The sequence below is a fragment of the Spirulina subsalsa PCC 9445 genome (genome assembly GCF_000314005.1).
Lineage (GTDB): Bacteria > Cyanobacteriota > Cyanobacteriia > Cyanobacteriales > Spirulinaceae > Spirulina_A > Spirulina_A subsalsa.
Map to the genome: position 1 here is coordinate 4,413,729 of NZ_JH980292.1, position 21,423 is coordinate 4,435,151.

The 21,423-nt window shown below is 46.0% G+C and carries 15 protein-coding genes and 1 pseudogene; 9 read left to right on the forward strand and 7 right to left on the reverse strand.

Annotated elements, in window-relative coordinates:
* Positions 1-178 precede the first annotated feature (178 nt).
* Positions 179-2,638 carry a GAF domain-containing protein gene (locus SPI9445_RS27845; protein WP_017306591.1) on the reverse strand — a complete coding sequence of 820 codons (2,460 nt, stop codon included), beginning with the start codon at positions 2,636-2,638 and terminating at the stop codon, positions 179-181.
* Positions 2,639-2,712: 74 nt separating this feature from the next.
* Here SPI9445_RS27845 and SPI9445_RS0120160 point away from each other — a divergent pair, with 74 nt between their 5' ends.
* The 4 genes and pseudogenes from SPI9445_RS0120160 to SPI9445_RS0120175 all read left to right on the forward strand — a co-directional run bounded on the left by SPI9445_RS0120160 (position 2,713) and on the right by SPI9445_RS0120175 (position 5,489).
* Positions 2,713-3,153, forward strand: a complete 441-nt coding sequence (locus tag SPI9445_RS0120160; protein WP_017306592.1) for a DUF3531 family protein — start codon at positions 2,713-2,715, stop codon at positions 3,151-3,153.
* 52 nt (positions 3,154-3,205) lie between these two features.
* Positions 3,206-3,542: pseudogene (locus SPI9445_RS32225) on the forward strand (zinc ribbon domain-containing protein); the annotation flags it as partial.
* A gap of 333 nt (positions 3,543-3,875) precedes the next feature.
* Entirely contained in the window at positions 3,876-4,256 is a 381-nt protein-coding gene (locus SPI9445_RS0120170; protein WP_017306594.1) for a DUF7682 family zinc-binding protein, read from the forward strand.
* Positions 4,257-4,328: 72 nt separating this feature from the next.
* Positions 4,329-5,489 (forward strand): cysteine desulfurase family protein, encoded by a 1,161-nt coding sequence (locus tag SPI9445_RS0120175; RefSeq protein WP_017306595.1) that lies wholly within the window; start codon positions 4,329-4,331, stop codon positions 5,487-5,489.
* A 155-nt stretch (positions 5,490-5,644) separates the two neighbouring features.
* Here the strand turns inward: SPI9445_RS0120175 and SPI9445_RS30775 are convergent, their stop codons facing one another.
* From SPI9445_RS30775 to rpoD, 4 genes are all read right to left on the reverse strand, one after another.
* Entirely contained in the window at positions 5,645-5,797 is a 153-nt protein-coding gene (locus tag SPI9445_RS30775) for a hypothetical protein (protein ID WP_017306596.1), read from the reverse strand.
* A 323-nt stretch (positions 5,798-6,120) separates the two neighbouring features.
* Positions 6,121-6,513 (reverse strand): response regulator, encoded by a 393-nt coding sequence (locus SPI9445_RS0120185; protein ID WP_017306597.1) that lies wholly within the window; start codon positions 6,511-6,513, stop codon positions 6,121-6,123.
* Between the two features lie 34 nt (positions 6,514-6,547).
* Complete coding sequence (locus SPI9445_RS30780) at positions 6,548-6,715, reverse strand: hypothetical protein (protein WP_164674568.1); 168 nt, start codon at positions 6,713-6,715, stop codon at positions 6,548-6,550.
* Positions 6,716-6,801: 86 nt separating this feature from the next.
* Complete coding sequence (rpoD, locus tag SPI9445_RS0120190) at positions 6,802-7,929, reverse strand: RNA polymerase sigma factor RpoD (protein ID WP_017306598.1); 1,128 nt, start codon at positions 7,927-7,929, stop codon at positions 6,802-6,804.
* A gap of 684 nt (positions 7,930-8,613) precedes the next feature.
* On the opposite strand from rpoD, the gene SPI9445_RS0120195 reads away from it, so the two are divergent.
* Positions 8,614-10,131, forward strand: a complete 1,518-nt coding sequence (locus SPI9445_RS0120195; RefSeq protein ID WP_100227102.1) for a hypothetical protein — start codon at positions 8,614-8,616, stop codon at positions 10,129-10,131.
* Here the strand turns inward: SPI9445_RS0120195 and dusB are convergent.
* The gene (gene dusB, locus SPI9445_RS0120200) at positions 10,101-11,141 is read right to left on the reverse strand and encodes a tRNA dihydrouridine synthase DusB (protein WP_017306600.1); all 1,041 of its coding nucleotides are present in this window, start codon (positions 11,139-11,141) and stop codon (positions 10,101-10,103) included. The genes SPI9445_RS0120195 and dusB overlap by 31 nt on opposite strands.
* Positions 11,142-11,587: 446 nt before the next feature.
* Here dusB and SPI9445_RS27850 point away from each other — a divergent pair, with 446 nt between their 5' ends.
* From SPI9445_RS27850 to SPI9445_RS26360, 4 genes are all read left to right on the forward strand, one after another.
* Entirely contained in the window at positions 11,588-17,053 is a 5,466-nt protein-coding gene (locus SPI9445_RS27850) for a CHAT domain-containing protein (RefSeq protein ID WP_083883571.1), read from the forward strand.
* 63 nt (positions 17,054-17,116) lie between these two features.
* The gene (locus SPI9445_RS0120210) at positions 17,117-17,575 is read left to right on the forward strand and encodes an SRPBCC family protein (protein WP_017306602.1); all 459 of its coding nucleotides are present in this window, start codon (positions 17,117-17,119) and stop codon (positions 17,573-17,575) included.
* Positions 17,576-17,777: 202 nt separating this feature from the next.
* Positions 17,778-19,205 (forward strand): hypothetical protein, encoded by a 1,428-nt coding sequence (locus tag SPI9445_RS0120215; RefSeq protein WP_017306603.1) that lies wholly within the window; start codon positions 17,778-17,780, stop codon positions 19,203-19,205.
* A gap of 15 nt (positions 19,206-19,220) precedes the next feature.
* Positions 19,221-19,547, forward strand: a complete 327-nt coding sequence (locus SPI9445_RS26360; RefSeq protein ID WP_017306604.1) for a hypothetical protein — start codon at positions 19,221-19,223, stop codon at positions 19,545-19,547.
* A 20-nt stretch (positions 19,548-19,567) separates the two neighbouring features.
* Here the strand turns inward: SPI9445_RS26360 and SPI9445_RS0120225 are convergent, their stop codons facing one another.
* Positions 19,568-21,058, reverse strand: coding sequence for a methyl-accepting chemotaxis protein (locus SPI9445_RS0120225; RefSeq protein WP_017306605.1), 1,491 nt, complete (start codon positions 21,056-21,058; stop codon positions 19,568-19,570).
* Positions 21,059-21,423: the final 365 nt, after the last annotated feature.

Consider the following 21,423-nt stretch of genomic DNA (forward strand, 5'->3'; position numbering starts at 1 on the left):
TTCGTTCGCTCAAAAGACCATCTGTTCAATCTATTGGTTCTAACGGAAGTTCTCTTTTGACATTTTAGGAATCTCCGCCAGTTACCCCGCGCTCTCCCGTTGGCGCAGCCTGCCTGTAGGGCTTAGAGGACTGTCGAAAGGAAATCCCATAGGCTAGGGAGTACAGCGTATCGCTGCCCTAAAGGGGGAGGTTTTCCCGCGCCATGTTTTGATAACAATTGCGACCTTTAGCTTTCGCTTGATACAAACAACAATCGACAGAAGTCACAAATTCTTGAGGAGACAGATGAGGCTGAGGAATAATCGTAGCTAGTCCCATACTCACTGTTATCCAAGGACTAATTAAAGAAGCACTATGAGGAATCTGTAAAGCGGCTACTTGGGCTTGAATATTTTCAGCAATTTTTTGGGCTTGTTCTAGGGGGGTGTTCGGTAAAATTAGCGCAAATTCTTCTCCCCCATAACGTGCCACTAGATCACTATTTTGACTCACTGAATGGGTTAAAGCTTGGGCAACTTGTCTTAGGGCATCATCTCCCGCTTGATGACCATAGGTATCATTATAGGGCTTAAAAAAGTCAATATCTACTAAGATTAAAGATAAGGGGATAGCCTCTTGTTCTCCCCGATTCCATTGCAGACAAAAGTATTCATCAAATTGCCGACGATTCGCCACGCCTGTTAAACCATCCAGACAGGCTAATTGACTAAGTTCCTGATTCGCTTTTTCCAGTTGGTGATAGAGACAAGATTGTTCAATTGCAATGGCTAAATGATCGGCAATTTCTTGAGCTACTTTGATTTCGTGTGGACTCCAGGCTTGCAATCTCTGGGGAGAACGCATCAAAGTTAAACTTCCCCATAACTGATTATCATAGCTGAGGGGAATTAGTAACCAAGCCCCCCCGAAATTTTGGCTTAGGTTGTAATTGATTGGATCATGGAGATCCATTGTGTCATCAATTTTGACTATTTTTAATGCCTTTAAACGTTCTGCAATAGGGTTATTTTCATCTTCAATTGTATCCCCAATTGAAGAAGCAAGTTCAGACGTTTTTCGGTATTCAGCAACGTGAATCCAGACTTTCTCCTCAGCCCGATATTCAACGATAATCACACGATCCACGAAGAGTAAATCTCCTAGGGAATTGACAACTGTTGAAAAAATTGTATCTAAATTCAGGGAACGACGCATCGCCTTTACGACTTGATGAATGGTTTGTTCCCGTTGGGCTTGATATTGAGTTTTTTCATAGAGTTGGCTGTGTTGAATGGCAATGGCTAATTGATTCGCTAACTCTAATAATAAGTCTATTTCCCACTCCTCCCACTGACGAGGGGCTGTACAATGATGAACCACTAACAAACCCCATAATTCCTGAGCTAAAAAAATGGGGAGGACACAATACGCTTTGACTTGAAGTTGGCGCAATAACTCCAGATGACAAAGACTCAAGTTTCCTTGATCAATGTTGGGATGTTGAATTAAAATTTGTTCCTGTTGAGACAAGTTCTCAAAGGTTTGTTGAATACAAAGATCGGTAAAATATTCCCCTTCAATGGACAGCCAAGGGGGTACAACGGACTCCGCGACGACTTGCCCTTGATGGGGGTTTAAGAAACGAAAAATCGCCACCCGATCGGTGGAGAACAGTTGACAAAGTTCAGCTACTGTGGTAAGCAATATGTCATCTAAATGAAGAGTACGGCGTAAACTTTGGGTGAGGCTGTAACTTAAACGTTGACGGTCCGCTTGTTGCTTGAGTTTTCGTTCAACAATGAGGCGATCGCGAATATCCCGAGCAATGGCATGAATCCAACGCTGTTCGTCAATTTCAATCCAGCCTAAACGTACCTCAACAGGCATTAAAGTGCCATCCTTGCAGCGATAATGATCCATCTGGCGGTACACTTGACCCGTTAACAAGGCGGTTCCGTACTGTTGGGGATGCCAATGGGAGGTAATCAAGTGCATGGGAAGGCGTAATAACTCCTCCCGACTATAACCGAGAAAATCACAGGCGGCTTGATTGGTGTCTAAGACGAACCCCATTTCATCATAAATCAGGAACACATCGGCCGCTTGCTCCACAAACTGCCGAAATCTTGACTCGCTATGCTTTAACGCCTTTTCCGTTGTCACTAAACGACGGGTTGCTAATCGTAAGTCCATCTGTTCCACTACCAATTCCCCCAAGGCGGCCAAAATGGCGCTTTTTTCCCCGTCTAAAGGGTGGGGATGATAATCCATGACGCAGAGGGTGCCTAAACGGTGTCCTGTGGTCGTACAGAGGGGACTGGCCGCATAAAAACGTAATTGTTTCTCCCGGACAAAGGAATGATTAGACCAGAGGGGATGTTCTAGCAAATCAGCTACCCAGTAGACTCCCTGAGCAAACATGGCCTGACCGCACCAACTCCCCTCCCGGTCTACTTCTGGGGTATCAATGCCTTGCCGGGATTTAAAAAAAATGCGATCGCGCTCCACCAGACTGATGAGAGCAATCGGCACATTCAAAATGCGAGTAGCCAAAGCAGTAATGCGGTCAAAAACCGCTTCCGGGGGAGTATCTAAAATCTGATAACGATACAACACCTGGAGACGCTCATGCTCATCCGGCGAGGTAAAATGAACCATAACTCAAGCTCAATCTGTTATCCTCTAGGATAGTCTAAAATTTGACCGGATAGCACCGTAAATCAACCCAATGTATGAACATACAATTTCGTGAATTCAATCCCTTTGATCTGTGGATTTGGCTAGAATTTGAGAATATTCCCTCCCCCCTAGAACAGCAATATGTTGAAGAATTGTTTAATTCTTGGTTCTATTTGGGCAAATTAGGAGGGTTCAATGCAGAAAATTTACAGGTAACAGAAACTGGAGTTGATATTAGTTACATGGAGTATAATTCGGCGACCGCAGAAGCCGCGCTGATGGCTCCCATGCACAATATGAGTGATTTTGAATATACCGGAACTTGGGGCCGTTGTTGGCTAGATTTAGGCACCAGTGATTTAATAGCGGTCGATGTTTTAATTAATGCTCTGACTCAACTGAGTCGAGAATATCTCACCCTGCGTCAGGTTATTATTGGGGGGGTGAATGAAGATTGGCCGGTGGATCGTCGCAGTGCAGCAATTTTTAATTAGCCGGATCCCGAAAGTAGATCCACCTATCCCGGGGTCGAAAGCTTACTGCGACTTTGCCGAAGATTTGAATCTAAAAGCCATGTCTAGAGGGATGTTGTGTAAACCTACCCTTGATGCTGGTTTTGGGGGTTTTCTAGAGGTCTTAAAGCACGTGGCCTGGAAACGAGATGTTTATTTTGAGAAAGTTGATGCTAATTTCACGAGCCAAATTTGTCAGAATTGTGGTGTAGTGACTGGTAAGAAAGACTTGTCTCAACGAGTGCATGTTCACTTCGTGACGCTTTGCTACGCAACGCTTTGCGTTCGCGAAGCGTCACGAAGTGAACGCGAACGGGGATGTCCCTAAAAAGACATCTAGAGCCTCCCGTAGAAGCAGGAAGACCTCATAGTAATATGGGGAAGCCCGCACCGTACCCCTAGGGTCGGTGTCGGGAGGATGTCACGGGGAGTTTTGGGTCAGTGCTGTGTTATCCTACTGTTATAAGAGGATTTACGGGGGCACCTCGGAAGTAACGCCCAAGTTGGCATCAACCAACTAGATTAGCCGCCTAATCTGAAGAACCTAATCTGAAGAACCTAATCTGAAGATACAAGTCAGTAGGGGTGAGTGCCGCTCAATCTGGAAATCCAATTGAATTGGAAAGCAGAGTTAGTAATATCTCCGAAAATCTGGAGCTATAAACTTGACTTATAGCTCTAGATGTTCAAGAACAAATGGTCTTATGGCTAGACGAAAGAAACAGTTTCCTTGCGGTCACAAAGGGTATGGTCAAACCTGCCATCGATGTGCGCAAAAAGAAGAAGATCGGGAACGGAAAAAGCGAGAAAAAAAATCGTGGGAGGCCACTTTTGCCCACGATGCCATTGACCTGAGTGAACTCCCTAAAAATGTGGTGATCAAAGCCAGACATATTATTACCAGCCTGCAACAACAGCAAGATTATCGCCAATTTCGCGGTAAACGACTGCGCCACGACCGTTTTGTAATTAGTATTCCTGTCACCCGAAATTATCGTCTGATCTGTCGAGATCATGGCAATTTAGTTATCCCAGAAGCGGTAATTTCCCATGAAGATTACAATGTTTGTAAACCCGGCAGTTAAACGGGATCTCAATGAGGAATCGGACTCATCTTGTGGCTTAGTTTATCTGCTCTCAAACCTCCCCCAAGAATTATGCAAATTTATCTGGATTACAGCGCGACAACACCGCAACGTCCTGAAGTGACTGCCCGTATCCAAGAAGTCCTTCAGCAAGAATGGGGCAATCCTTCGAGTCTTCATGCTTGGGGTCAACGGGCGGCTACGGTGATGGAAACAGCCCGGTTACAGGTGGCTCAATTGATTAATGCTCCGAATCCCGAGGGCATTTTCTTCACCTCGGGGGGGACAGAAGCAGATAACTGGGCGATTTTCGGGGTGACACAACAATACCGGACTCCCCAGCATTTAATTATTTCCTCGGTGGAACATTCGGCGATCGCAGAACCCGCCCGAATTCTAGAACAACAAGGTTGGCAAGTCACCCGTCTCCCCGTCAATCGCCAAGGAAGGGTTAACCCCCTTGACCTCAAGGCCGCCTTAAAACCCAATACCGTCCTAGTGTCTATTATTTACGGTCAGAGTGAAGTCGGCACCCTGCAACCCATTGAAACTTTAGCCCAAATGGCTCGATGTCACGGGGTATTATTCCACACCGACGCGGTACAAGTGGCGGGGAGACTACCCCTTGATGTGCAGCAGTTGGGGGTGGATTTACTGTCCCTCTCGGGTCATAAACTCTATGGACCCCAAGGATCTGGGGCTTTGTATGTTCGGGAGGGGGTGCAACTGGCCCCGATGATTTATGGGGGAGGACAGGAACAACGTTTAAGATCGGGTACTCAAGCGGTGCCAACTATTGCCGGGTTTGGGGTGGCGGCTGAGTGGGCGCTGGGGGAAATGGTGACGGAAACCCCTCGTCTACGAGAACTGCGCGATCGCCTATTTGATCAATTGGCTTGTTGTCCCTACCTCATCCCCACCGGAGATCGGTTACATCGTCTCCCCCATCATGTTAGTCTCTGTTTAACCCAAGGGGAGATCACCGGAAAAACCCTCGTCCGACAATTAAACCTCGCAGGCATTGGCATCAGCGCCGGATCGGCCTGCCATAGTGGCAAATTAAGCCCCAGTCCCATTCTCAAAGCAATGGGCTATTCCGATCAAGAAGCTTTAGCCGGAATTCGGTTCACCTTGGGCAGAGAAACCACCCTAGAAGATATTGATTGGACGGCGATGGTTTTAAAACAAGTTTTAGACCGTTTGTTGCCGAAATTTGCCTTGTCAGGCTGTTAACTTTTGAGGGGTTCGGGGAGCTATAAGTCCCGCGCTGTACCCGTAGGGTCAGCGTCGGGAGGATGTCACGTCAGAATGAAGCGAAAGACGAAGATAAATCGAGTGAATCCCTTGGAGATTAATGAACGGTTTGGTAACAGGTCAGACGTTGAGGATTATTCCTGTTCTAGGGAGAACATCGTCTCAAAATTGATGTTTTCATCAGAATCTGCGTCAGACTCTTGGACATCAAAAGGGCGATTCATTTCACAGCCTATATTATCTGGGCTGATGGCACAACCATTAGGATCGGAAACTTGGGCACCCATAACGCTTAAAAGTACCCCTCCCGAGGTAACAGTAATTACGGAGAAAGTCAAGATCAGACTGGATACACTCTGAATCATCGTCACTGTTTATACTTAAAGGAATTTCACTGAGTCTTTACTATATACAGGAAATTACGGAAAGTCTATAAAGTTCTGATGAAGTTCTTTCTTCAAACTGTCTGTTATATAAAGTTTTGATGAAGACAAAAAAAGTTAGCCGTGAACAGTTATCAGAAGGAAAAACTGTTCACGACCGCTTGAAAAGAAGAAGAGTCTTCATGCCAGACGTTAAGGTGAATGACCCTATCTAGGCAATGAAGAAGTTACATTTGGTCTTGATAAACCTCCACCGCTTCTTGTAAAACCGATTGGAGGGTTTCCGGTTGACAAGGTTTAGAAACACAACGAAAGACCTCGGCGGAGTCCAAGTCTTCCCCAGCTTCGACTAACTGTTCATCGGAATACCCCGTCAGTAAAATCCGCACAATTCTAGGATATTGATGCTTAATTTTGCTTAACAATTGGATGCCGCTCATTTCCGGCATACTTTGATCGGAAACCACGGCCACAACGTCACTGTCTTGAGTGAGCATTTCTAGTGCGATCGCCGGACTATCCACTTTCAACACCTTAAAAGTCCGTCGGAAGGTACGATACAACAGATCCAGATTGTCCTTCTCATCATCCACGACCATAATTTTTAGTTTTTCAGGCATCCCCTTTCATCCGAGTAATATCGCTTCTAGTAGCTTAATCTAATGTGAGGGAGCCGTTAATGAGCCAAGGTAAAAAGCGAGATGAGCAGCACTCTTCAGACAGGTGGGGGGGATCTTCGACGAAACCATGAGGCTTAGGCGGTACGACGCGGGTTTCTCCGCCGAATTGCCCCGGATTGGCCTTTTCGACTAACGAGGACAATGCGATCGCACAATCCCCCTGAATCCAGCCGCTTAGAGGGTATTGGAGGGGATTCTTGCGATCGCCGTCACAGACTGTTACGAAACTTAACGGATATACTCTTTCAAGATACTGTTCCGGTTGGGATGTCGTAACTTACGCAGGGCTTTAGCTTCAATTTGCCGAATTCGCTCACGGGTGACATTGAAGATTTGACCAATTTCCTCAAGGGTTTTCATGCGGCCATCATCTAAACCATAGCGCAGACGTAAAACATCCCGTTCCCGAGGGCTGAGGGTGTCGAGGACGTTTTCTAGGTCTTCCCGCAACAGGTTTTTAGACACTTGATCCTCGGGAGTTTCCCCATCGGCCTCAATAAAATCCCCCAGACGGGAATCCTCTTCTTTCCCAATGGGGGTTTCTAAGGAAATCGGCAGTTGTGCAGATTTAGCGATAAAGCGCAACTTCTCGATGGTCATTTCCATGCGAGTAGCAATCTCTTCCTCAGTCGGTTTGCGTCCCATTTCTTGAGAAAGGATTTTTGTAGTTTTTTTGATGCGAGAAATGGTTTCGTAGAGATGAACCGGGAGGCGAATGGTGCGAGATTGGTCGGCAATCGCCCGGGTAATCGCTTGACGAATCCACCAAGTCGCATAGGTGGAAAATTTATAACCTTTGGCGTGGTCAAATTTTTCGGCCGCCCGAATTAGACCTAATGATCCTTCTTGAATTAAATCTTGGAAGGATAAGCCACGATTCATATATTTTTTAGCAATCGACACCACTAAACGCAGGTTCGACTGTACCATTTTGTCCTTGGCTCGACGACCTAAAAAGAGACGACGACGGAAATCCGGGCGCTCCATACCCACTTCCTGCGCCCATTCTTCCAAGGTCGGTTCTCGGTCTAAAGAATCCAATAGATGATCGCGAACTCGCTCAAATTCCAGTAACTCCGCAATTTGACGGGCGAGTTCAATTTCTTCTTCTGCCCGTAACAGCCGAATACGACCAATTTCTTGTAAATAAACTCGAATCGAGTCCTCAGTGTAAGGTTTCTTCTTCGTCTGATCTCGGCGACGTGCCGAGGGCGTACTTTTGACCTTTTCGGGTTCCTCTGAGTTAAGCAGTTCTTCTTTTATTACTGCTGCATCAACCCCGCCTTCGTCAATCAGAAACTCGAATTCATTCTGAGGCTGGGTGATAGTTGCGAGATCATAGTTCGCCTGGGTCATGCCGTTTTTCCTCTTGCTCCTTCAGTTCAAGACCAGAACATCACATTAGATAATTTGTTGGGCATCTATTCAGATGACATCCAAGGTATTTGGACATTGCCCCTTTCTCTGTTTGAGAATTCCAAGCTTAGTATTCCCAAAACTCACACCACCCGTAACAGGTTTTCTGAGGCAATGAACAATCGTCCTTTGAGACAGGACAACTTAAAAACCTTCTCGATTGTAACCTCTCTTACAAAAAATGGCGTTAAGATACCATCATCTTTGGAGGTTATTGTCGATGAAGGGATTCCCGACAGGAAAGGGAATTAAAAAACCCTTGAGTTGTTTAATCTCATTCGAGTTGAGTCCTCTCAGATCCGTGTGGAACAGACGACTGTGAGATGTCGCTTCACACAACCTGACCTTTTCCTTGGGGATTTGCTGTTTGATATTGTAGTGAATTCAACTGCAAATGACAGGGATTTAGCCTAATATTTTCCGAAAAAAGTTTTTAGCTTCATCAAAGCAACAAATTGCGCCTTTTTTTGGTTTAAACGTACTATTTTTTTGTAAAGGATTAGCAAAGAGAACAGGAAACAACCTTGACGGACTGGTTGACTTAGCTGTGGGGGATAGGGAATTGATGACTGATGACCGTTTACGGTTTACTGTTTACTGATTACTGTTTACTGTTCCTGTCCTATGATCTCTAGGATTCAATGGCTATGTTGTCCGGTGTGGGTACTAACCCTGTGGGGTTTGGTGGGCTGTGCTTCCATTGAACGGTTAACGGAAGAGGGGGTGTCCTCTTTTCCTTTTGTAGACCGTGCCACTCCCTCCCCCTCCCCTACTCTCCTGTGTCTCAGTCAGGAACCCTTTCAGGAGGCGATCGCCAAAGCCAACCAAGCGGTGCAAACGACCCAGAAGGCCAGCAGTTTGGAGGATTGGAATTTAGGGGTGTTGTATTGGATGCAGGCCATCGAACGAATGCAGTCGATCCCCCCAGATCATCCCAAATGGACTTTTGCCCAGAAAAAGGTCAGAGAATATCAACAAAATTTAACGGTAGTTCAACAACAGGCCAGCGCCCTACACCCAGACCCCATTTTTCCCACCTTTAACAGTGATTTTGTAGACGAACAGTTACGGTTATTTCTTTCCTATCAAATCGCCCTTGACACCCCAGATGTGCTGATTGTCGGGAGTTCTCGGGCTATCCAAGGGGTTGACCCTCGCCACATCCAAGCGGGATTAGCCCGTCAGGGACAGCCCAATGTGCGGGTGTTTAATTTTGGTATTAATGGGGCAACGGCTCAAGTGGTGGATTGGTTGGTGCGAGAATTGTTGACGACGGAACAATTACCGAAGTTAATTATTTGGGCCGATGGGGTGCGGGCGCTCAATAGTGGACGACCGGATCGGACTTATGAGGCGATCGCCAACTCCCCCGGATCGGAACACCTCAGCCAAGGGGAACGCCCCCGTTTACCCACCCCCGAAGTCCCCAGTTATAACCACTGTATCCCCCTCCAAAGTCGTCGCCCCCTCCCTCCGTGGCCTCTGTTATTCGGTTTTAATCCCCACTCCGCTTGGGCGGATTTAGTCAGAAAAATTGATGCTAACGGCTTTTTACCTGAATCTCGCCGTTTTGACCCCGCTCTTTATTATCAACAATTCCCCCGAGTGGCAGGATTATATGATGGAGACTACCAAAATTTTAATCTCACCGGGGTACAAACGTCAGCACTCCAACGTTTAACCCAGTACACCCAAGCACAAAATATTCCCCTAGTATTTGTGAATCTTCCCCTCTCTCAAGATTATTTAGACAGCACTCGGCAGAGGTTTGAGAATCAATTTCAGGCGTTTATGCAGCAACAAGCCAACCGTCAAAGGTTTATTTTTATTGATTTAAGTCGTCAGTGGCTCAATCAAAATGGCTATTTTGCCGATCCCAGTCATCTAAACTTATTCGGTGCCGCCGCTATTTCTACGCAATTGCTCGACCAGTCGGCTATTCCTTGGCAACGTCTCACAGAAGCCCCTCCAACCCCTCCAGAAGTGGACGCAGAGCCTTCTCCTAGTCCCCAACCCTCCCCGGAAGTGGAAACCACGCCCTCACCGACTCCCGAAGCGGAAACGGAGCCCTCCCCTACCCCTAGTCCTGAACCCTCCCCCACTCCCAGACCTCAAGCGACTCTCCCTTTACCCCCAGATTGATCCGGGGAGTCGGGAGCGCCGACATTATCTAACAAAAAATAACCCTCCTCAACCGACGTAATCCGCGACAACTGCTCCCGTAACTCCCCCGCCCCCGGAAACCCTTTCACATACCAAGTCATGTGCTTCCGAGACTGATAAATTCCCCGTTGTCCTTTATACTCCCATAACCCTTGTAAATGCTCCTTCGCACATTGTAACCGCTCCGCTAAAGACGGTTGGGGTAACAACTGCCCCGTTTGCAAAAAGTAGTCAATCTCTCCCACCAAAAACGGATAACCCAAGGTTCCACGAGAACACATTACTCCATCCGCCCCCGTTTCCGTTAAACAACGCACCGCACTTTCTACCGAAAAAATATCCCCATTAGCAATCACCGGAATAGAGAGAAGTTCCTTCACTTTGGCAATCCATTCCCAGCGCGCTGCTCCTGTATAACCTTGAGCGCGAGTCCGTCCATGAAGGGTTAACATTTGCGCTCCCGCATCCTCTAAACGTCGGGCAAAATCTAGAATATTAATTTCGTGATCATCCCAGCCAATGCGGGTTTTTACTGTTACGGGAATTGGCACGGCTTCCACCACCGTTTTAACAATTTCTACCGCAATTTCGGGCTGACGAAGGAGAGAAGAACCGCCCCCTTTTTTGGTGATTTTATTCACCGGACAGCCCATATTTATATCAATGGTATCTGCTCCCTGAGCAAAAGCTTTTCGTGCGGCCTCTGCCATAAAATCTGGGCGACAATCAAAGAGTTGAATACTAATTGGATGTTCTTGAGGGTCTACTTCCATCACTCGGGGAAGTTCTTGGAGGTGGTGAATTTCCGAAGCTTGTACCATTTCAGTATAAAGCATGGAACTGGGGGCATAACGTCGCACTAAGCGGCGAAACACTAAATCCGTGACACCGGAAAGGGGAGATTGTAACACCCGACTGTTAACTTGCACGGTGCCGATGGTGAGGGGGGTGGAGAGTTTAGCTTGTAGGGTCGGGGATAGGGATAACATAACGATGGGTGAGGCTTGGGGGGTATCTGTTAATGATTATAGAGTTTAATCGAGGAAGATTGAAAAAAATTAGTCACTTTTGGTTTTCTTTTGGAGTGAATGAGTGAGGGAGATTAAAGCTTCTAGGGTGATTTGACTAAAATTAATAAGCGTTGAGCAGAGAAAAAACTCTAGAGCAGACCAGAGTTTTTTCTTTGCTTGGGCTAGAGGATGAACGGGTTATTTTTGTCCATAGACTTGGTGCTTTTGCTGGGCATTAACAACTTCACCAAGTCTATACATTCAATTTTGTTGAACTATGCCATCATCAAATTAGGGGTTATTGAATCCTAACGGCGAGGACTTTCAATCAAAGGTGAAGTTTATCACTTTAGGGTCAGCATCAAAGACCAGGGAATCATTATGTTATAACTGAGTATTTTTTAGCACTCACGGGATGGGAAGAGATGAGTAAGGTTAGAGGACAAGTTCAATCGATGTGGGGTCGAGTTAGTGCGTTGGTTTCCCCTTCAGCTAAAATTGCTGGCTACACTTTGGGAACGGTCTTAGTCTCCCACGCTGTACCCCTGAACGCCCAAACCATCACCCCCGCCCAGGATGGCACGGGGACGATTATTCTGGAAAATGGCGATCGCATTGACATCACCGGAGGCAGCTTATCCGGCGACGGAGCCAACCTTTTCCACAGTTTGCAACAATTCGGACTTAACCCCGGGCAAATCGCCAACTTTCTCTCTAACCCGCAAATTGAAAACATCCTCGGCCGCATCGTTGGGGGAGATCCTTCTCATATTAACGGCTTAATCCAAGTCAGTGGCGGCAACTCCAACCTTTACTTAATGAATCCGGCCGGGATTATTTTTGGCCCCCACGCCCAACTGAACGTTCCCGCCGACTTCTTCGCCACAACCGCCACCGGGATAGGCTTTGGGGAGAATCAATGGTTCAACGCTTGGGGCGAAAATGACTATCAAACCCTCATCGGTACCCCCTCCCAGTTTGCCTTTGATTTGTCCTCCTCCGGCAGCATTATCAACGCCAGCCATTTAAGCGTCACCCCCGGCCACAACTTAGGCCTTTTAGCCGGAACTGTGATTAGTACAGGCGGATTAAATGCCCCCACAGGCAACCTCATCATTGCCTCAGTCCCCCAAAGTAGTCGCATTCGTTTGTCCCTTCCCGGACACCTCCTCAGCCTCGAAATAGAAGCCCCCCGCGACACCCAAGGCCAAATCATCCCCTTTTCCCCCTTAGACCTGCCCAGTCTCCTCACAGGGGCCTCTGAGACAGGATTAAGCGCCACTCCCACCGGAGAAGTCACCCTCTCCCACAGCAACACCCCCCTCAACACCGGGGATGTTTTCGTGCAGCAGAGTCAGGCCGGAAACACCCTCATTTCTGCCCAAGGAAACTTAGCCCTCATCAATAGCCAACTGTACAGTTTAGGCAATATGTCCCTCCTAGCAGAGCGCGTTTTGATTCAAGATAGCCCCAGCGCCCCCTTTATTGCCCAAGCTGGTGGGAATTTGTTAGTACAAGGCCAGCAAAAAATTAATATTTCAGCCCTCAACCATTCGGAAAGTGGACTCTGGGCAGGGCAAGATTTAACCTTACGTTCCAGCAGCACCGTTAACGGCGACGCTCACTATTTTACCGGAGGAGATTTCCGCATTGAACAACTAGATGGGAGTATAGGGGATCTAGCCAGTCCCGATGACCCAATTATTTTCGCCCAAGGTAACGTTTCCATCGGCAACTATAGCGGAGCATCCCTACATATTTTAGCGGGGGGCAGTGTCACCACTGGGGATATTAACATCACTGGAGTAGATACTACTGACCAATCTATTAATCCTAACAATTGGAACACCTTTAATGGAGTAGATACTATTGCCGACTTAGCCCAAGTTTTTTTAAGTAATGGCACATCTTTAGAAATTGATGGTTCTGGGAATCCTACCCTAGACATTCGCGCTGGGATTAACTGGAATCTCTGGGGAGGCGCACCGGGCAACGGGGGAACAGCTAACGCTCCAACGGCTACCCATTCCGGCGTAACCTCTGCCGCAATTACGACGGGCAACATTCAAGTTTCTGCCCCCAATGGTGTTGTTTTACTGACCAATCGGTACGACCCAAATCATAGTTTAGCGGGCAATATTAACACCGGTTCAATTAACACCTCGACCATAACCAGTAATCAAGATGGGGGAGCGGTTTATATTGACTCTAAAAATGCCATTACGGTTAACGGCTCAATTTACACTTATAGTTATAGTAGCTCTGGTTCTGTAGGAGATGGTGGGAATGTTTTGCTCAACGCCGTCAATACTATTCAGATTACCGGGGGTGGGACATGGGGAGCTTTTGATGTCTCTAGTTATCATGGCAAAGGCGGAGATATTCAGCTATCGAGTTTATCGGGGTCAGTTAATGTCAACGATTCGATTAATAGTTATTCTGTCAATGGAGATGGTGGGAACATATCTATTCAAGCTCATTCCACCATTAGCACGGGGGACATTATAGCAAATTCTCGTCAATCTGGCAATGGAGGAACGGTTAATTTTAGCAATTCTCAAGGGTCAGTTTATACGGGGAATATAAATACTTCATCCCAGAATGGAGATGGAGGTAATGTAACGCTGAATCCCTTTTATAACATTGTGACGGGAACGATTAATACTCGTTCTGAACATGGTAATCAAGCGGGAAATATTGATTTAAATAGTTCCTATGGCTTTATTGAAGTGGGGGATTTAATCGCCTCGTCTAACTGGGGAGATGGGGGGAATATTAACGCTTGGACTGATTTTGGCTGGATTAAAACCGGAACTATTGATACCCATTCAACTTGGGGCTTTTGGGGGGGTGGAAATGTCAATTTATACACGGGATATTATGATATTACAACGGGGAATATTAACACCCATTCAGAGTATGGAAATCAAGCGGGAACGATTAATTTAACGGCCGCAGTTGGGGAGATTAAAACCGGAAACTTAACGGCTTCTGCTTGGGAGGGAGATGGGGGAAATATTAACCTAAATGCACAACGGTTAATTGTTACGGGAAATCTCACGACAGAATCTACCTATGGCAATCAAGCGGGACAGATTACGTTAAATAGTGATTGGGCTTCAATTTATACGGGAAATATTAATACATCGGCTTGGTGGGGAGATGGGGGCAATGTGAGGATTACTCCCTTTTATAACATTGTGACGGGAACGATTAATACTCGTTCTGACTATGGCAATCAGGCGGGAAATATTGATTTAGATAGTTACTATGGCTTTATTGAAGTGGGGGATTTAATCGCCTCGTCTAACTGGGGAGATGGGGGAAATGTTAATGCTTGGACTGATTTTGGCTGGATTAAAACCGGAACTATTGATACCCGTTCAACTTGGGGCTTTTGGGGGGGTGGAAATGTCAATTTATACACGGGATATTATGATATTACAACGGGGAATATTAACACCCATTCAGAGTATGGCTATCAAGCCGGAAATATTAATTTAACGGCTTGGGTAGGAGCGATTAAAACCGGAAACTTAACGGCTTCTGCTTGGGAGGGAGATGGGGGAAATATTAACCTAGATGCACAACGGTTAATTGTTACTGGCAATCTCACGACAGAATCTACCTATGGCAATCAAGCGGGACAGATTACGTTAAATAGTGATTGGGCTTCGATTTATACGGGAAATATTAATACATCGGCTTGGTGGGGAGATGGGGGCAATGTGACGATTACTCCCTTTTATAACATTGTGACGGGAACGATTAATACTCGTTCTGACTATGGCTATCAAGCGGGAAATATTCATTTAGATAGTTACTATGGCTTTATTGAAGTGGGGGATTTAATCGCCTCGTCTAACTGGGGAGATGGGGGGAATATTAACGCTTGGACTGATTTTGGCTGGATTAAAACCGGAACTATTGATACCCATTCAACTTGGGGCTGGTGGGGGGGTGGAAATGTCAATTTATGGACTGGATGGGGTGAGATTACAACGGGGAATATTAACACAAGTTCTAATGATGGTTACTATGGCGGTGATGTTCGCTTAACTACTTTACAGGGGGGGATTAAAACGGGGCAGTTAAACACCTCTAATCAAGAATATTGGGGGGGAGATGTTCGCCTAAGTGCCACTGACACGATTCAAGCCCAAAGCATCAATACTCAGGGAAGAATGGGGGGTGGTAATGTTACGATTAATACTCCTCAATTTTTCCGTGTGACGGGAGCATTTCAAACGGCTTCTGGTTTGTTGGCGAGTATTGCAACGGGAGGGGGATTCTATGGTGGTCAGATTACCATTGCTCATGGTGGTCAGGGTGTAGTTCCCTTTAAGATTGGGGATGGGAGCATTAATGGAACGCTGGGGGCTATTACGACGGGAGAGGTGACTATTCTGCCTAATCGTTCGTTTTTCTTTACCTACGAAAACAATAATTTAAAGATTGTTTCTGTTCCGGGTGTTGAACCCAATTCTGCGAATGACACGGAAGTTCAAGTGGCTACCGTTGTGTCTCCTGGCGGGGTTAATTCTGAGCCAAAACCCCTAGAAAGTCGTGCAGAAGAGGAGGAGGCTAAACCCAAACAAGAAGTAAGTTTAAATGAGGGGGGAAGTCAAGATTCTCTGAGTGTAGAGAATGAAGCATTAGAAGCACTAGAGGGAGAATTTTCTAATAGTTTTACGTCTTATTTAGGGCTGGAAAATGCGCCGAGTTTAACCTTACAGGAAACCCAGGCGAGATTACGGGAAACGGAACGGATAACGGGGGTAAAAACGGCGTTAGTCTATGGCTTTTTTAAAGCAGAGGAGGGGGAAGATGAGGAAATGGCTTTATGGGAATATCCCCGTAGGGCGGGGAGTAGTTTTCTGGCACAAGGCGATCGCATCCAACCCACCGATCGCCTAGAATTAGTCCTAGTCACCTCCGACGGCGGTATGAAACGCTGGAGACTCGAAGAAGCCACCCGCGAACAAGTCTTAGCCCTTGCCGCAGACTATCGCGCCCGTGTGACCAATCCTCGCCGCAATAGTTACCTCAAACCCGCCCAAGACCTGTACAATGTCCTGATAGCCCCCTTAGAAGAAGCCCTAGAAGCCGAGGGGATTAGCAACCTTTCCTTTATTCTTGATGGTGGATTGCGATCGCTCCCCCTAGCCGCCCTCCACGACGGAGAACAGTTCCTGATCGAAAAATATAATCTCGGCTTCATGCCCAGTTTTAGCCTCACCGATGGGCGTTATAACGACCTCAGAGCAGAAAAAGTCCTAGCGATGGGCGCCTCCTCCTTCCTCAATGATCAAGCTACCCCCCTCCCCGCCGTTCCTAAAGAATTGTCCCGCATTACCCAAGACATTAAACAGGGTGTGGCCTTCCTCAACGAACAATTTACCCTCTCCTCCTTCCAAGAAGCACGGGCAACCAATCCCCACCCCATCCTACACCTTGCCACCCACGGCGAATTCCAAGCGGGAGACTTCAGCAACTCCTACATTCAATTCTGGGATCAAAAACTGCCCCTTAATCGTGTGCGGGAACTGAACTTAAACAATCCCCCCGTTGATTTACTGGTGCTGAGTGCCTGTCGTACTGCCGTGGGGAGCTCCGAAGCGGAATTAGGTTTTGCTGGATTTGCGATCGCCGCCGGAGTCAAATCCGCCCTCGGCAGTCTCTGGTACGTCAGCGATGATGGCACCCTCGCCCTCATGTCCTCCTTCTACCAACACCTCACCACCGCCCCCGTCAAAGCAGAAGCCCTCCGACAAGCCCAAATCGCCATGATACGCCAAGACTTCAGCGCCAGCCCCGACACCCCCCCCGGCCAAGACTTCTCCCATCCCTACTACTGGAGTGCCTTCACCCTCGTTGGCAGTCCTTGGTAAATCCGAGAACGGGAAAGCATACAGTAGAATAAAAAAGAAAATTCGCTTCCCTTGCTTCCCCTTATGGCTGATTGGTTAGAACATAGCGTTCAAGTTGAAGTTAACGCACCGATGGACTTAGTATGGAGTCTCTGGTCCGATTTAGAACAGATGCCACGCTGGATGAAATGGATTAAATCCGTCTCCGTCCTCCAAGACAACCCCGATTTATCCCGTTGGCAACTCGAAGCAGGCAACCTCGAATTTAGTTGGTTATCCCGCATCTTAAAAGTTGTCCCCCATCAAATCATTCAATGGGAATCCGTAGACGGCCTCCCCAATCGGGGCGCAGTACGTTTTTATGACCGTCATGAAAGTAGTATTGTCCGCCTCACCGTTGCCTACGCCATCCCCGGTTTTTTAGGTCAGTTAATGGATAATTTATTCCTCGGTCGAGTCGTTGAATCCACCATTCAAGCCGACTTAGATCGCTTCCGTGAATATACCCTAAACCTCCAACAAAACAATCAACCCCGTTCGTAGTTGCGCTTCAGCGCCCTAGACTTAGGGCTAAAGCCCAACAACCGTTCGTAGTTGCGCTTCAGCGCCCTAGACTTAGGGCTAAAGCCCAACAACTAACCCGATTTGTAGGTTTCCGTCCACTCCTACCCTCCCCCATAAACCTCCGGAAAAACACCCCTAACCCTTGTAGATTAAAACAATCGGGTTAGGGGTTAAAAATACAGTGTCTCTTGCACAAGCCATCCACCACTACCAACAGGCAATCCTTGAGATTAACGCTGATTTATTAACTCAAGTCTTGCAAAAAGAAAACGTCGCCAAAGTCTTGACGGCGCGGGATGCCGTGCAACAACAATTAGACGTAAAAGATCATAGTAAAGTTTCCGGTTCTCTCCTCATCACTTTAGAAATATTAGACTACCAACTGCAAGAAGTTTTCCGAGAACTTCGTAAACGAGATCATAACCTTGATGAACTCGACGAATGGTTTGATCAATGGCGCGCCATCTTAAAACCCGCCCCCACTTATTGGTGGTGGTTTCAAGCCCCCTCTGATTCTCAAAACGGAATTTTACGCCTACTTTCCATTATTTGCCTAACAGGTTCTTCCGCCATTTGGTTAAGTTTAATTCCTAAAATTCTCGTCAGTGGAACAGGCTTAATTGGCATTATGACCATCTTAATTAATAGTCTGCTTCCCCTCGGAAATGCAGGCATTTTAGCTAAAAACTTAGGACAAGAAAAAATCGAGCGTCTCCTACGGGGATTTCGCCTACAAAACCGTTTGCATTCCTTCCATACCCTCTTTTCCCCAGAACATAAACTCGGTCCAGCAAAACCTTTTTCTGACCGAGATCGGTTCTCCTTTTCCCTGCTGACTCTTCTCTGTTCCATCCTCTTTGTAGAGTTAGGTTCAGCCCATCTAGCCCATTTTTATTTCCGACAAGCCAGCGAAGCTTACGAGAAAAAACAATTCAGAATTGCTCTGGAAAAATACGAACTATCCCTAAGACTTAATCCAGATAACCCTAAAATTTATCTCCAATTGGGCAATATTAACCATGAATTAGTGGAACTTGATGCCGCCATAAGAAACTATAAAATTGCTGTACAATCCCCTGATTGTGCCGCAACAGCCGCCGCATCTCTTGCCAGTATTTACTTAGCCCAAAAAGACTACAGTCAAGCCGATAATTGGCTATGGAAATCCGTTGAAGATGCCCGAAAAGCCAGCCAAGCAGGTGAAACTTATATCATTACAGATCAGCAGTTTAAAAATCTAGAACAATTGCTAACAATTCATTTGAATTTAGAACAAAACTCTCAAGCGTTGCGCTGGATTAATTTAGGCTTAGGAGGGGTACGAAATCACCCGGAAAAAGAATATACTCTTTTGACCAGTTTGGGCAGAATTCAACTCAAATCTCAAGCCAATTCTGAGGCTAAATTTCAGCTACAGAAAGCCATTGATTTACAACCCAATAAAGCCCTAGCTTACTGTTTAATGGCAGAAGCGTTAGGACTTGAAGGCTTAAATGGGGAGGCTACAGTGGCCTGGGAACAATGTAGCGCGAAAGCCGATCAAACTAACCCAGAAGAGTATCAATACCAAATCAAAGCGCGTTCCTATTTAGCGGAGGAGCTAGAGTAATCTAGAGAACAAATTATGCTGAAACCATTCACCCTTTGCCTTTACCTGATTTCGGTGTTAATTCCTCTGTTGATTAACAATATACAAACGGCTGCCATCGCAGAAAATCGTCTTAGGATTGCTGAGTTAATCCTAGCGGAAGGTGTAGTAGAACGCAAACAAGCGGGGGAGTCGGAATATAAAACAGTTCAGGTGACAGTAGACCTTTTTCATGGCGATTTATTGCGCGTCAGACGGGGAGGAAGGGCGATTATTCGTTGTACTTCTAATGGTATGACTTGGTTAATCCCTGATGATAATATCCCCAGAGGTGTGGCGAATACTTGCACGCCCCCTTCCTGATGTCATGGGTATTTTATACCCTATTCGACAATGGCTTTAAGGTCAAATGCAGCGTTGTTTAGTTTATGTACACCCTGTTTAACTTGATTCATCCCACTGCTACTTTGTTGGGCATTTTCATTAATGCTATTGGTAGCAATAACCACTTGTTGAATAGCAAAGGCTTGTTGTTTGGAGTTAACGGAGATTTGCTGGGAGTTAATCACAATATTGTTGATTTGCTCAGACACATCTGTAAAGGCTTTGGCGGTTTTTTGGGCTAAATTAACTGTGTTACCTACGCTTTTAATACCTTCCTCTGTTACCATCACGGTGGACAGTGTAGCTTGCTTAATTTCATTAACTAAGGTGTTAATTTTGTGGGCAGATTTTTGACTTTCGTCAGCCAGTTTACGAATTTCTGCGGCCACTACAGAAAATCCTCGTCCATGTTCCCCGGAACGCACGGCCTCAACGGCGGCATTTAAGGCTAACATATTAGTTTGATTGGCCAAATCTCCCACCACTTGGGAAATATTGCCAATTTGATTGGTTTGTTCACTTAAACGGGTGATTTGCTCGGCAATAGCTTCTACTTTATTACGAGTGTGACCCATTTCTACTAAGGTATCTTCCACTAAACGATTGCCATTTTGGGCGAAGGATAAGACTTGACTAGCACCGGAGGCAGAGGTTTCCGCTTGTTGACTGGCTTGTTTGGCGGAAATTTCTAAGTCATCCATGGTTTTACTGGTTTCTTCTACGGAAATCACCTGATTACTGGTGAGTTTTTCCTGTTGTTGTACCGCGATACTAATATCCCGTGAAGAGTTGGTTATTTCATCAATGGCTTGACTAATTTTTTCGCTGACTAAAGAGGCAATTAACCAAGCGATTCCAATAGCAGAAGCGGCAGATACAATCGCTCCTAAAATCAACAAGTTAACCGCATTTTGTAAGGTCGTTCGAGCTTCTTGATTTTGTACCTTTAACTGGTTTGTTTCCTGCTGATTAAATTGAGCATTGAGTTCCAGAAAATCTAACAAAAACTGCTTACCGCCCCCTTGAAGAAATAGATTGAGGGAGTCTTGTAGGCGATTTTGCTCGATTAAACTAATCTGTGTTCGAGCATAACTATTGTATTGTTGACCAATATTGTTCATTTGCTGAAAACGCTGCAATTGCTCAGGATTGGTCACAATTTGATTTAATTTTTGACTAGAAGCTTGAAAATCGACCCAGCTTTTTTCATACAGTTGCACAAATTCCCGATCTTGGCTAACCATATAAGCCCGAATATTCGCCACCATATTACTCCCAGCCAGTGCCATTTTATCGACTTCAATAATGGCATCTTGTACCGTTTCAACTTGGGAAAAAGCGTCAAAAACACGGTTTGCATTGGTGTAAACAATTAGTGTTGAACCCGCAAATACAGCAACCGGAATGGTATAACCTAATAGCATTTGGGTTTTCAGTTTTAAGGTATTCCAAATGCTTTGATTTTTGGAAGAAATTAAGGGATCTTTCATTGCAGCCTCCTTAGCGCAACATAAATTGAATCACAAGTAAAGGCTTTAACCAAACTTGTGATAAAAAGTTACATCCTTATTGTTATTCCGGCTGAATGAACTTTTTATTATTTTAACAAATTATTTAAGACTTGAGAGATTTAAGTGTTGAGGGAGAAAAATATTCTGAATGAACTGATAATATATCTAGGTCAATGTGAATAATTAGGGAAACCCTGTTCGGGATGACCTAAAACGAAAGTTAAATTTTCCTAGATTATTTCTCTGGGCTGGACAGAGGGGGAAAAGCCTTTTTTAGGGTTGCTCTCTTTTCGCTCCCCTCTCCGGGTGTCGTGGGGGGCTTCGAGGGTATTTTCTAGACGAAA